The following is a 13,249-nucleotide window of genomic DNA, read 5'->3' as shown; positions in this document are numbered from 1 at the left end:
AGGTGTCTAACCCAACGCCGTCGCCGTTTCCACCCCTCAGACCTCGATATTTTCCAGACGTACCGGCAGCTTGCGGATGCGCTGGCCGGTGGCGTGATAGATCGCGTTGCAGATCGCGGCGTTGGTGCCGACATTGGCAAGCTCGCCGAGCCCCTTTACGCCCACCGGGTTGATGTGATCGTCCTGCTCGGAGAGCATGATGACCTCGACGCTGGGCACATCGGCATTCACGGGCACGAGATAGTCGGCAAGATTGTCGTTAACGTAGCGCGCATTGCGCTCGTCGATCTCGGTGGCCTCCAGCAGCGCCGAGGACATGCCCCAGATCAGGCCGCCCATCAGCTGGCTGCGCGCGGTGCGCGGATTCATGATCCTGCCTGCCGCGAACGCGCCGACCAGCCGGGGACAACGGATCTCGTGCGTGAAGCGGTTGATGCGGACCTCGACGAACTCGGCGCCGAAGGCGTAGGCGATCTTGTCCTTCATTTGATGGCCGCCGACGAACCGAGGCTGCCCGGCATGCATGGCCCTGAACGAGTCCGGCGGTGCGCCCTCCGGCTTCCACTCGCCATATTCCTCGACAACGCCGACGCCAAGCGCATCGAACGCCTTCTCGATATCGAGCGGACGGTCGCTCTTCGCCGCCTGGGTCGACGGGGCCGGGCTGATGCCGACGGTTTCCCTGGCCTTGGCGGCGAGACTGTCGCTCGGCATCACCGCCTTGAACAGACGCTGCCGGATTTGATCGCACACCATCATCACAACGGAGCAGGTGCTGGCGGTCGAGTTGGAGCCGCCGGCAACCGGCGCGGGCGGCAGGTCGCTGTCGCCGATGAAGACCGCGACTTTTTCAAGCGGCACGCCGAGCCGCTCGGCCGCAGTCTGAGCGATGACCGTATAGGCGCCGGTGCCGATCTCGTGGCCGGCGATCTCGACACGGGTGCGGCCATCGCGCTGCAGGCGCACGCGCGCGGCGGACGGCGCCATCTGCGTCGGATAGCAGGTGGCGGCACAGCCGTAACCGACCAGCCAATCGCCCTCCGACATCGATCTTGCCTGCGGCGAGCGCTGCGACCAGCCGAACGCCTTGGCGGCTTCGTCGAAGCACGCCATCAGCGACCGCGACGTGTAGGGCTTGCCGCCAATGGGCTCGGTGGTGGTGTCGTTGATGCGACGGAGCTCGACCGGATCCATGTTGAGCTTGACCGCGAGCTCGTCCATCGCGCTTTCCAGCGCGAACAGATACGGCACCTCCGGCGGCGAGCGCATAAAGCCGGGCGTGTTGCGGTCGGCGCGCACGATCGACACCAGGCTTTCGACATTCGGACACGCATAGAGCCGCGTCGTGGTCTTGGTGCCGCCGACACAATAGGCGTCGGGGCGCGAGGAGATTTCGGCTCCCTCATGCCTCAAAGCGACCAGCTTGCCATCCCGGCTCGCACCGAGCTTGATCTCGTGCCGCGTCTCGGCGCGGTAGGTCGCGATGGTAAAGCCCTGGTCGCGGGTCGGGACCAGCTTGATCGGGCGGTTCAGGCGCTTGGCAATGCCGGCGATGATGGCGGTGCGCGGCGTCATCGAGCCGCGCGAACCAAAACCGCCGCCGACATAGGGATTGACCACGCGCACCTTGTCGGCGTCGATGCCGAGCTGCTCGGCCACGCCGTTCTTGAGGCCATAGACATACTGACTGCCCTCATAGATGACGAGATTGTCGCCCATCCAGGCGCAGCTGGTCGTGAACAGCTCCATCGGATTGTGGTGCTGCGTCGGCGTGTCGTAGGAAGCGGTGAGCTTGACCTCGGCCGCATCGAAGGCCTTGGCGAAGTCGCCGACCTCGGGATCTTCCTTGAACTGGGCGTTCTGTCCCTTTGCGGCCGCCGTGGTCGTTCCCGGTGATTCGAAGCTCGCACTCGGCGCCGCGGCCGTATAGCTGACCTTGACGCGATTGGCGGCCTCGCGCGCGGCCTCATAGCTCTCCGCGATGACCACAGCGATGATCTGGCCGTCATGCGCAATCTCGGCCGAGGTCAGCGGCTGGATCGTGGTGCCGGCATAGCCGCCATTGCTGAAGAGTTTGGGTTCCTTCAGCTTCGGGGCGTTCTCGTGCGTGACGATGTCGATCACGCCGCGGACGCTTCTAGCGTCATCGAGATCGAAGCGGTCGATGCGGCCCCTGGCGATGGCGCTGCTGACCAGGAACGCGTAGGCCGGATTGTCCAGCGGCATATCGGAGGCGTAGGTCGCACGCCCCGTGACCTTTGCGGCCGCATCGTAGCGCGGCACGGGCTGCCCCATATTCGCCTTGGGCTTGGGAGCTGCAGCGGTCATGGTCAGATCTCCATCGTTACGGCCTGCTGAAGCGCGCGTGCCACCACACGCCTTCCGAGCGCGATCTTGAAGCTGTTGTGCCGGCGGCCACGGGCGTCCGCAAAGGCGGCATCGGCCACGCGCTGCGCCAGCGCTTCGTCGAACTTCTGTCCCTTCAACAGGGCCTCCGCCTCGCGCGCCCGCCACGGCACGGTGGCGACACCACCGAGCGCGACACGCGCGTCCCTGATCGTGCCGTCCTGCACGTCGAGCGCTATCGCAGCCGAGGACAGCGCGAATTCGTAGGATTGCCGGTCACGCGCCTTGAGGTACACCGAACGGGGCCACCGGCCCTGGATCGAGAAGGCCGAGATCAGTTCCCCGGGCTGAAGCGTGGTCTCGATGTCGGGCGTGCTGCCCGGCGCCTTGTGAAGCTGCGCGAAGGGCATGCTGCGCGTGCCGGCCTTGCCCGTGATCTCGACCACGGCATCGAGCGCGATCAGCGCCTGCGCGAAATCGCCGGGATAGGTCGCGATGCACTGGTCGGAGACGCCGAGCACCGCGTGCATCCGATTGACGCCGTCCATCGCGGTACAGCCGGAGCCGGGATTGCGCTTGTTACAATTCTCATAGGAGACATCGCGGAAGTAGTTGCAACGCGTCCGCTGCATCACGTTGCCGCCGAGCGTCGCCATGTTGCGCAGCTGGGCGCTGGCGGCGAGCTTCAGCGAATCCGCGATCACCGGATAGCTGCGCTGAATCCCACCATGCGCAGCCACGTCGGACATCCTTGCGAGCGCGCCTAGCCGCAAGCCGTCTGCCTTCGGTTCGATCGCCGACCAGTCGCGCGCGAGCGGATTGATATCGACGATTGCGGTGGGCTGCATCACGTCGAGCTTCATCAAATCGATCAGCGTGGTGCCGCCGGCAAGCGGCTGTGCCGTCGCCTTCGTCAGCGGATTGTTGGTGGCCGCGGCGGCGCCGAGCGCCCGCACGGCCATATCGGGGTCTGATGCTCTCTGATACGAAAACGATCGCATGCGCCTAGCCTTTCGTGATCTCGGGGGCGGCCTGCATCACGGCAACGACGATGTTGGGATAGGCGGCGCAGCGGCAGATGTTGCCGCTCATATACTCGCGGATGTCGGCCTCGCTCCCCGCATGTCCCTCCTTCACGCAGGCCACGGCAGACATGATCTGGCCGGGCGTGCAGTAGCCGCACTGGAATGCGTCGTTGTCGACGAAGGCCTGCTGCATGGGATGCAGGCGGTCGTCGGTGGCGAGGCCCTCGATCGTCGTGATCTCCTGCCCTTCGGCTGCGAGCGCCAGCGTCAGGCACGACACCACGCGGCGATCATCGATCAGCACCGTGCAGGCGCCACACTGGCCGTGGTCGCAACCCTTCTTGCTGCCGGTGAGCTTGAGATGTTCACGCAGCGCATCGAGCACCGTGGTGCGCGCATCAATGCTCAGGCGCCTATCCTTGCCGTTGACGTGCAGCGTGACCTCGACGGGAAGCGACGGATCCTGCGCGACAGGCGCATTCGCATCCTGTGCAACCGCACGCGCCGTCATCGGAATCAGCGCACTTCCGGCCGCGCCGGCCATGAAGGCGCGCCGATCGAATGATGTTCTGGAACTTGATTTGTCGGACATGGGCCGGCCTCCGCCGCGATCTGCAACGCAGCGCACGCCTGCACTGCTCATCGCCCCTTAACTTGGAGCAATGAGTGCAGTTCCGAACGAGAAAGGGCGGCGCAGCAAATGCCGCGCCGCCCTTCGTCAACTTTTCCTGATCTTGCGCGAGAACCCCGCGCGAGCTCAATAGCCGAGGGCGCAGCCGTCCTTGCGCGGATCGGAGCCGCCGGTGAGCGTGCCCTTGTCCCAGTCGATCCAGATCGCCTGGGCGCCGCCGAGCGGGCCGACCACGCTGGCGGTCTTGTGGCCAAGCTTCTTCAAGCCTTCGACGATCGCAGCCGGCACGCTGTCCTCGAGTTGATATTGGCCCTCGTAATGCAGGCCGCGCGGCATGTCGATCGCCTCCTGCACGTCGCAGCCGTAGTCGAGGATGTTGGTCAGCAGATGCGTCTGGCCGGTCGGCTGGTACTGGCCGCCCATCACCGCGTATGACATCGTGGAACGGCCACCCTTGGTGAGCAGGCCCGGCATGATCGTGTGCAGCGGGCGCTTGCCGCCTTCGATGCAGTTGGGATGGCCCGGCTGGATGCGGAAGCCGCCGGCGCGGTTCTGGAACAAGACACCGGTCTTGTTCGAGACGATGGCCGAACCGAAGGAATGCGCGACCGAATTGATGAACGAGCAGACGTTGCGGTCCTTGTCCACGACCGTGATGTAGATGGTCGAGGGATTCATCGGCGGCGCCACGTTCGGCAGGTCAAGCATGCCGTCCATGCGGATCTTGCTGATGTACTCGTCGGCAAAGCCCTTCTCGAGCATCTCGGCGACGTTGATCCTCATGTGCTCGGGAGAGGCAACATACATCTCGCGGTTCATGTAGGCGATGCGTGCCGCTTCCGCCTCGAGATGGAAGCGCTCGACGCTCACGGGCGCGTACTTGGTCAGATCGAAGCGCGACAGGATGTTGAGCATCAGGAGCGCGGTGACGCCCGGGCCGTTCGGCGGGCACTGCCAGACATCGTAGCCCTTGTACAGGGTGCCTATCGGCGTGGTCACTTCGGTCGTGTGCGCGGCGAAATCGTCGAGCGTGTGCAGGCCGCCGATGCCCCTGAGGGTCTCGACCATGTCCTCCGCGATCGGCCCCTTGTAGAAGGCGTCGCGGCCATCCTTGGCGATCGCGCGCAGGGTCTTGCCGAGCTCGGCCTGGCGAATGACGTCGCCGGCCACCGGCGGCTTGCCGCCCGGCAGCAGGTAGCGCACGGTGTTGGTGCCATTCTTCAGCTTCTCGAACTGGTTCTTCCAGTCGAAGGCGATGCGGGGCGCGACGACGTAGCCTTCCTCGGCCGCCTTGATCGCAGGCTGAAGCAGCCGGTCGAAACCGAACTTGCCGTGGTCGCGCAGAACCGTCGCGAAGGCATCGATCACGCCTGGGATCGAGACCGCATGCGCCGAGGTCAGCGGCACGGAGTTGATCTTGCGCTCGAGATACCAGTCGGCGTTCGCCGCCTTGGGCGCACGGCCGGAGCCGTTATAGGCGATGATCTTGCCCTCGCCGCGCGGCTGGATCAGCGCAAAACAGTCCCCGCCGATGCCGGTCGACTGCGGCTCAATCACGCCGAGCAGGGCAGAGGCGGCAACGGCCGCGTCCACCGCCGTGCCGCCATCGCGCAGCACCTCGATCGCCGCGAGCGAGGCCTGCGGGTGCGAGGTCGCGACCATCGCGTTGGTGGCGTGGACCGTGGACCTGCCGGGGAAATGGAAGTTTCTCATCGAATTTCTTGCTCTCTTGGCCGTCGGCGCGAGTGGCGCGCCATCTCGAAAACCGCGTCTACATGACACATTCCGGCCCGGCGGGGCAATGCTGGCATACCAGGAAAATGGCTGCCATCTGCTGGGCGTATGGACTTCTCGATGCTGCACATGCGGGTTTTCCGGATGGCTGCCGCCTGCTAAACGAGCCGCCATGTCTGATCCGATTTCGGCCACCAAGGTCGCGGCCTTCTATCAATTCGTCGCCCTCCCCGATTACCGCGAGCTGCGCGAGCCGTTGCGCGCCTTCTGCGCTGGTCTCGCGCTGAAGGGCAGCGTGCTGCTGGCGCAGGAGGGCATCAACGGCACGATCGCCGGTGCGCCGGAAGCGATCGATGGCTTCGCCCACGAACTCGCACACGGCGACATATTCGGCGGCAGGCTCAACAATCTCGAATTGAAATTCTCGACCGCGGAAGCGATGTCGTTCGGGCGGCTCAAGGTGCGACTGAAGAAGGAGATCGTCACGCTCGGTGACGAGACTGCCGATCCGACCCGCCAGGTCGGCACCTATGTCGATGCCGCCGAGTGGAATGCGCTGATTGCGAAGCCCGACACGCTGCTGCTCGACACCCGCAACGCCTTCGAAGTGGCCATGGGGACGTTCGAGGGCGCGGTCGACCCCGGCATCAAGAGCTTTGGCCAGTTCAAGGACTTTGCCGCGATTGAGCTTGATCCGGCCAAACACCGCAGGATTGCGATGTTCTGCACCGGCGGCATTCGCTGCGAGAAGGCGAGCGCGCATCTGCTCGCGCGCGGCTTTGCAGAGGTCTATCACCTCAAAGGCGGCATCCTCAAATATCTCGAGGAGGTGCCCGAGGCGGAGAGCCGCTGGCGCGGCGAATGCTTCGTGTTCGACGAGCGCGTGGCGCTCGGCCACGGTTTGCGAGAGCTTGGCTTGCGCGAACGGGAAAAGGGGCACGGCCATGCCGAATGAGATCAAGACGCTGAGCGAGCGCATCGACACGCTGGAGACGCGCCTTGCCTATCAGGACGACACGATCGAGACGTTGAACCAGACCATCACCGCACAGTGGAAGCAGATCGACTCGCTGACGCGGCAGATCGCGCAGCTCAACGAGCGGCTCCAGGAGGCCGAGGCAAATGCACCGGGGCCCGGCAACGAGCGTCCGCCGCATTATTGACCGGTCTTACTGTCCGGACGCCTTGGGCAGCAGGTTCATGACCTCGCCTGACATCACCAGGCAGTCGCGGCCTGCGTCCTTGGCGGCGTAGAGCGCCCGGTCGGCAGCTTCGACCAGCGAGGCCACTCCCGCCGTGCGCTCCAGCGCCGGCCGGCAGGTCGCGCCGCCGACCGAGGCGGTGACGCATCCAGCCGCCGGATTGGTGCTATGAACGAGGCCGGCCCCGTGAATGGCACTGCGGATCCGCTCGCCGATCCGGGCGCAGCCGGCGGTGTCGATGTTCGGCAGCAGCACGGCGAACTCCTCGCCGCCATAGCGCGCCGCCAGATCACCGGCGCGCTGCGTCTCGGCCGCGATGATCTTTGCGACCAGACGCAGGCAGGCATCGCCGGCGGGATGGCCGTATTCATCGTTGTAGGCCTTGAAGTGGTCCACATCGATCATCAGCAAGGCGAGGCTGGAGCGGTCGCGATAGGCACGCGCCCATTCCTCCTTCAGCCGCTCGTCGAAGCGGCGACGATTGGCAAGGCCGGTGAGGCTGTCCTCGATCGCAAGCGTTTCGAGCCTGGTCTCCAGCTTCTTCTGCTCGGTGATGTCGCGCGAGATCGCGACCACGCCATCCACGTCGCCGTTGTCGCGGCGTGTCACCCGCATGGTCGATTCGAGCCAGACTTCGCCGTTCTGCCGGTGCGCGTTGCGGTAGGTGAAACGCGCCTCTTCCTTCTCGCCACGCTTCATGGCGTCGACGATCGCCTGGACCTCCGGCAGATCTTCCGGATTGATGCCCGCAAGAGCCGGCGTGCCGATCAGCTGATTGGGGCGCCAGCCGACGACGCGGACCGACGAGGGCGAGACATAGCGCAGCCGCTCGTCGAGGCCGATGCGTGTCACCATGTCGCTGGAGCCTTCGGCGAGCAGGCGGAAATGCGCCTCCTTCTCGGCCAGCGCGACGGCCATGCGCTGGCCCCGGTGCAACTGCCGCACCAGCACGCCGCCGATGACCGCGATCAGCATCACCAGCGCGAGCACGTAGAGCATGCGGGAGATTGCCGCGGCGCGCCAGGGCGCGAGCAACTCGTCCTTGTCGACCGTGGCAACCAGGAGGAGCGGGAAACGGCTGCTGCGATTGAAGAAGCTGACGCGTTCGGCCCCGTCCAGCGGCGACTTGAAGTAATAGGCGCCGCTCGGCCGTTGCAGGCTCGGCTCGCGGAAAAAAGGCGTGTCGGCGACGCTGCGTCCGACGAACTTGTCGTTGCCGGGATCGCGCGCGAGGATCATGCCGCCGCCATGCGTCAGTGTCACGGAGCTGTTGCGGCCGATCTCGAACTGCTCGTAGAAATGCGAAAGATATCTGGAGCTGATGGTCGCGAGCACCACGCCGCCGAAGCTGCCGTCCTGCTTGTTGAAGCGGCGTGACAGCGGGACGACCCATTCGCCATCGAGCAGGCTCTTCACGGGACCGCCGACATAGGCCTCGCGCTTCGGCGAGAGCTGGTGATACCGGAAGAACGCATCATCGCTGAGGGTCGAGCCGATCGTGCCGGGCGAGGTCAGCCAGTTGCCCTGATCGTCGATGATGTCGAGGCTGTGGATGCGCGCGATCGCCTTCTTGCGTGCGTCCAGGAGAGTTCCAAGCTTGGCGACCGTGGCTGGCGCAGTGCCATCGATCTCGAGACGGCTGACCACGCCGACGATGCCGGAATCCAGGAGATCGAGGCTGTCCTCGGCATGCTGGGTCAGCGAACGGGCGATGTTCGCCATCTCGGTCTCAGCGCCCTTGAGCACTGCGTCACGTGCCGCCCACTCGCGCCAACCGCTGACGCCGAGGATGGTCGCGCAGGTCAACACGACGAAAGCCGCCGCGCGCAGCGGCAGGCGGCTCCATCCAGCTCGTTGGGTAACGGCGCTCACGCGGCAGGGTCCTCCGGTCGACCGGAAACTCTGCCGCTTCTGTTATCGAATGCTGAAATCGCTACCGGAATACGTGGCGATCGACCCGCTTCCAGTAGTCCTACGGACGCAACGATCAGCGCATTGCTAAAGGCATTAGCAACCCTGCCGGAATCCGGCGCGCCCGACGCTGCTAGCTGAAGATGGCCTTAACCTTGTCCCAGAGCGAGGGATGTTCGGCATCCGCGTCGGCCTTCGAGGGCGTCGGCTGCGCGGCGCTCACGGGATCGGAAGCAGGGAACGTACCCTTCAGCCCGGCGTCGAGCTTGGCGTTGCGGTCGGCAGCGAGCGCTTCGTGCGGGTCATCGGCGTGCTTGTCGTGCGGCGCGGGATTGAATGTCTCAGCCATGATCTCCTCCATGGGCTGATCAACGCGGGCCGATCGCGCTGGTTCCCCTGTTCCGCTGAGGGCTGGGGGTGTATCAGGAACCATAACCTTCTGCAGGATCATTCGTGCCCCAGTCTCCGACGAAACCTTTCATCGACGTGCTCTCCGGTCAGCGCCAGACCATCCCGCCTTTGTGGATGATGCGCCAGGCCGGGCGCTACCTTCCGGAATATCGCGAGGTGCGCGCCAAGGCAGGCGGCTTCCTCGATCTCTGCTTCAACCCGGAGCTTGCCGCCGAGGTGACGCTGCAACCGATCCGCAGGTTCGGTTTCGATGCGGCGATCATCTTCTCCGACATTCTGGTGATCCCCTATGCGCTCGGACGCTCGGTGCGGTTCGAGGTCGGCGAGGGCCCGCGGCTCGAGCCGCTGGACGATCCAGCCAAGGTCGCGACGCTGGCGCCGCGCGTCGACCTGGGCAAGCTCGCGCCGGTGTTCGAGGCGCTGAAGATCGTGCGCGGCGCGCTGGACCCGAAGACCGCGCTGATCGGCTTCTGCGGCGCGCCGTGGACGGTCGCGACCTACATGGTCGCCGGCCACGGCACGCCGGACCAGGCGCCGGCGCGGATGATGGCCTACCGTCATCCCGAAGCTTTCTCAGAGATCATCGACGTGCTGGTCGACAGCTCGATCGAATATCTGTTGGCACAGCTCGCCGCCGGTGCCGACGCATTACAGATCTTCGACACCTGGGCCGGCGTGCTGCCGCCCGCCGAGTTCGCGCGCTGGTCGACCGAGCCAACGCGGCGCATCGTGGAGGGCGTGAGGGCCAAGGTGCCGGATGCGAAGATCATCGGCTTTCCCCGCGGCGCCGGCGCGCAATTGCCTGGTTACGTCGAGGCGACCGGTGTCAATGCGGTCAGCATCGACTGGACCGCGGAGCCGGCCTTCATCCGCGAGCGCGTGCAAAGCAGGGTCGCCGTGCAGGGCAATCTCGATCCGCTGGTGCTGATCACAGGCGGTGCCGCGCTCGACCGCGCGGTCGACGATGTGCTGGCCAATTTTGCGCAAGGACGGCTGATCTTCAATCTCGGCCACGGCATCCAGCCGGAAACGCCGATCGCCCATGTCGAGCAGATGATCAAGCGCGTGCGGGGCTGAACGGCGGGCGGACTCTCCGCATCGTCATGGCCGGGCTTGTCCCGGCCATCCACGCCTAACCGACCGGTACCAAGAACGTGGATGCCCGGGACGAGCCCGGGCATGACGACCTCATGTGATCGCGCTCCAACAAAAAATGCGAAAACAACCCCATGCACAGTAGACAAGTCATTGAAGAACTTGGGCTGGCATGGCTCGTCCCGCGCCTTTGACACGTCGGGCAAAACAGGAGCAGAATGGCATGATGGCCGATTGTGATTTCGGCCGGGCTCAGCGCGGCCGGCTGCGCTCGATGATCTCCGCCGCCCCCTTCGCCAGCAGATCCAATCCCACGGCACGCCCGAGCTCGCGTGGGCGGTTGGCGGGGCCAGCGCGCGAGGCTTCGATAATGGTGTTGCCCGAGAGATCGAGCACGGAGGCGGCCAGCGACATCTGATCGCCCGTGATGGTCGAGAACCCCGCGACAGGTGAATTGCAGTGGCCGTTGAGCACCCACAGCACCTCGCGCTCGGCATCCGCGCACAAATGCGCGGCGGGATCGTCGATCGATGACAGGATCTGTCGCGTCTGCCAGTCCTGCGCCGCGCATTCGACGGCGACGATGCCCTGCCCCGCCGCCGGCAGCATCTCCGCCGCGGTGAACTCATAGGCGATGCGGTGCGCCAGACCAACGCGATCGAGGCCGGAACGCGCCATGATCAGCGCATCGGCCGGCCCCACCGCGCCGCCATCCGGCAGGCGCTGCTTCTCGCCATTGTCGAGCTTGCGCACACGCGTGTCGGCGGCGCCGCGGAAGTGGATCACTTCCACGTCCGGAAACAGGCGGCGCGCATAGGCCGCTCGACGCACCGCGTTGGTGCCGATCTTAAAGCCCTTGCCGCGGGACTGGCACAGCGCCTCGAGGGTCACGCCGTCGCGCAGCACCAGCGCATCGCTCGGCGGATCGCGCGACAGCGTGGCGCCGATGACGAGGCCGGGCGTATCCTCGTTGCCCGGCATGTCCTTCAGCGAATGCATCGCGGCGTGGAGCTCGCCCGACAGCACGGCAGCGCGAATCTGCGCCACGAAGGCGCCGCCCTTGCCGCCATGCGGCAAGAGCTTGCTGGTCTGGTCGAGATCGCCCGTGGTGTCGAACTTGACGATCTCGACATCGAGACCGGGCACGGCGGCGGTCAGACGGCGCGCGATTTCTTCCGTCTGCGCCAGCGCCATGGCGCTCTTGCGGGTGCCGATCCTGAGTCGTGTAGCCAAGTCGTTCTCCATCCGGGACGCGTGCTCAGCGCGCATCCTCCAATATCATGTCGGAGGCCTTTTCGGCGATCATGATGATCGGCGCGTTGGTGTTTCCCGACACGAGGTCCGGCATGATCGAGCCGTCGACGACGCGAAGGCCGTCGAGCCCCCTCACCTTCAGCCGCTGATCGACCACCGCGAGCGCGTCGTTGCCCATACGACAGGTCGAGGTCGGATGGTAGATGGTGCTGCCGCGCTCGCGGCAATAATCGAGCAACTCGGCATCCGTGGCTACCTTCGCCCCGGGATCGTACTCGCTGACCACGAACGGCTTCAGCGCCGGCGCGTTCAGGATCTTGCGCAGGATCTTCAGGCCCTCGACGTTGGTGGTGCGGTCGGTCTCGGTTGACATGTAGTTGATGCGGATCTCCGGCGGCACGGTCGGGTCAGCGCTCTTGATGCGCAAGGTCCCGCGGCTCTCGGGCCGGAGCTGGCACACTGACGCCGTGAAGCCGGAGAAATTGTGCAGCTTCTCGCCCATTTTGTCGGTCGAGAACGGCAGGAAGTGGACCTGGATGTCGGGCGAGGCGAGCCGCGGACTGGTCTTGAAGAACGCGCCCGCCGTGCCGGCGGCGATCGTCAGCCAGCCCTTGCGGAACAGCGCGTAGCGTGCGCCGGCCATGGTGCGGCGAAGCGGATGATTGACGGTGTCGTTCAGCGTGATCTTTTGCGAGCAGCGCATCACGATGCGGACCTGCATGTGGTCCTGGAGATCGCGCCCGACGCCGGCTGCGTCCAGCACCACATCGATGCCGTGCTTGCGCAGGAGATCGGCAGGACCGACGCCGGAGAGCTGGAGCAGCTGCGGCGAGTTGTAGGCGCCGCTCGACAGCACGATCTCCTTCCGCGCCCGCACACGGCACAACGCCGCGCCTTGCCGGTATTCGACGCCGACCGCGCGGCGCCCTTCGAACAGGATACGCTGGCCGAGCGCGGACGTCTCGATCTTCAGATTGCTGCGCGTCCTGGCGGGCCCGAGATAGGCCACCGCCGTCGAGGCGCGCCGGCCGTTGCGCGTCGTGGTCTGGAACAGGCCGACGCCTTCCTGCGTGGCGCCGTTGAAGTCGGGATTGTAGGGCAGACCGGTCTCGACCGCGGCGTCGATGAAGGCTTTCGACAGCGGATCGGTGACGATCATGTTGGACACCGGCAGCGGACCGCCCGTGCCGTGATACTGATCCGCACCGCGCGACTGGTTCTCGGCCTTCTTGAAATAGGGCAGCACATCGTCGTAACCCCAGCCGGTGTTGCCGAGCTGGCGCCAGCGGTCATAATCCTCGTGCTGGCCGCGGACATAGAGCAGGCCGTTGATCGAGCTCGACCCGCCCAGCGTCTTGCCGCGCGGCTGGAACACCTGGCGCCCCTTCAGCTCGGGCTCCGGCTCGGTCTGGTACATCCAGTTGACCGTCTTCTCCTTGAACAGCTTACCGTAGCCGAGCGGGACGTGGATCCAGATGTTGGAATCCTTCGGGCCGGCTTCGAGCAGCAGCACGCTGTGCTTGCCGCTCGCCGACAGCCTGTTGGCGAGCACGCAGCCGGCGGAGCCGGCGCCGAGGATGACGTAGTCGAATTCGGGATCGGACTGCGCGAGAGAGGAATTTGCGTTCATGCGCTACTGT

At 65.6% G+C, this 13,249-nt stretch carries 11 protein-coding genes; 3 read left to right on the top strand and 8 right to left on the bottom strand.

The annotated features are described in order from the left end of the window. Window positions 1-36: 36 nt before the first annotated feature. The 4 genes from ABIF91_RS25420 to ggt form a co-directional block, all read right to left on the bottom strand. Window positions 37-2,328, bottom strand: a complete 2,292-nt coding sequence (locus ABIF91_RS25420) for a xanthine dehydrogenase family protein molybdopterin-binding subunit (protein ID WP_028179719.1) — start codon at window positions 2,326-2,328, stop codon at window positions 37-39. Window positions 2,329-2,330: 2 nt separating this feature from the next. Then, window positions 2,331-3,308 carry an FAD binding domain-containing protein gene (locus ABIF91_RS25415; protein WP_245285466.1) on the bottom strand — a complete coding sequence of 326 codons (978 nt, stop codon included), beginning with the start codon at window positions 3,306-3,308 and terminating at the stop codon, window positions 2,331-2,333. A 43-nt stretch (window positions 3,309-3,351) separates the two neighbouring features. After that, window positions 3,352-3,915 (bottom strand): (2Fe-2S)-binding protein, encoded by a 564-nt coding sequence (locus ABIF91_RS25410; RefSeq protein ID WP_424579460.1) that lies wholly within the window; start codon window positions 3,913-3,915, stop codon window positions 3,352-3,354. 213 nt (window positions 3,916-4,128) lie between these two features. After that, window positions 4,129-5,715, bottom strand: a complete 1,587-nt coding sequence (gene ggt, locus ABIF91_RS25405) for a gamma-glutamyltransferase (protein WP_424579819.1) — start codon at window positions 5,713-5,715, stop codon at window positions 4,129-4,131. Between the two features lie 193 nt (window positions 5,716-5,908). Here ggt and ABIF91_RS25400 point away from each other — a divergent pair, with 193 nt between their 5' ends. After that, window positions 5,909-6,691: a rhodanese-related sulfurtransferase gene (locus tag ABIF91_RS25400; RefSeq protein WP_028179723.1), complete on the top strand. Its 783-nt coding sequence runs from the start codon at window positions 5,909-5,911 to the stop codon at window positions 6,689-6,691. Further along, on the top strand, window positions 6,681-6,899 hold the full coding sequence (locus tag ABIF91_RS25395) for a SlyX family protein (RefSeq protein WP_028179724.1): 219 nt from the start codon (window positions 6,681-6,683) through the stop codon (window positions 6,897-6,899). The genes ABIF91_RS25400 and ABIF91_RS25395 overlap by 11 nt, the downstream gene beginning before the upstream one ends. Before the next feature lie 6 nt (window positions 6,900-6,905). Here ABIF91_RS25395 and ABIF91_RS25390 read toward each other — a convergent pair whose 3' ends face one another. Both ABIF91_RS25390 and ABIF91_RS25385 read right to left on the bottom strand, forming a co-directional pair. Further along, window positions 6,906-8,810 (bottom strand): diguanylate cyclase, encoded by a 1,905-nt coding sequence (locus tag ABIF91_RS25390; protein WP_028179725.1) that lies wholly within the window; start codon window positions 8,808-8,810, stop codon window positions 6,906-6,908. Between the two features lie 172 nt (window positions 8,811-8,982). Next, the gene (locus tag ABIF91_RS25385) at window positions 8,983-9,198 is read right to left on the bottom strand and encodes a hypothetical protein (RefSeq protein ID WP_028179726.1); all 216 of its coding nucleotides are present in this window, start codon (window positions 9,196-9,198) and stop codon (window positions 8,983-8,985) included. Between the two features lie 104 nt (window positions 9,199-9,302). On the opposite strand from ABIF91_RS25385, the gene hemE reads away from it, so the two are divergent. Further along, window positions 9,303-10,337, top strand: coding sequence for a uroporphyrinogen decarboxylase (hemE, locus tag ABIF91_RS25380; RefSeq protein WP_028179727.1), 1,035 nt, complete (start codon window positions 9,303-9,305; stop codon window positions 10,335-10,337). A 270-nt stretch (window positions 10,338-10,607) separates the two neighbouring features. On the opposite strand, the gene hemC is transcribed toward hemE, so the two are convergent. Both hemC and ABIF91_RS25370 read right to left on the bottom strand, forming a co-directional pair. After that, the gene (gene hemC, locus ABIF91_RS25375) at window positions 10,608-11,588 is read right to left on the bottom strand and encodes a hydroxymethylbilane synthase (RefSeq protein WP_028179728.1); all 981 of its coding nucleotides are present in this window, start codon (window positions 11,586-11,588) and stop codon (window positions 10,608-10,610) included. Window positions 11,589-11,613: 25 nt separating this feature from the next. Further along, window positions 11,614-13,239: a GMC family oxidoreductase gene (locus ABIF91_RS25370; protein ID WP_028179729.1), complete on the bottom strand. Its 1,626-nt coding sequence runs from the start codon at window positions 13,237-13,239 to the stop codon at window positions 11,614-11,616. Window positions 13,240-13,249: the final 10 nt, after the last annotated feature.

This window comes from Bradyrhizobium sp. USDA 241, assembly GCF_049739505.1.
Classification (GTDB): domain Bacteria; phylum Pseudomonadota; class Alphaproteobacteria; order Rhizobiales; family Xanthobacteraceae; genus Bradyrhizobium; species Bradyrhizobium liaoningense.
The sequence above is the reverse complement of the archived record's forward strand: the minus strand, read 5'-3'. Positions and strand labels throughout refer to the sequence as shown.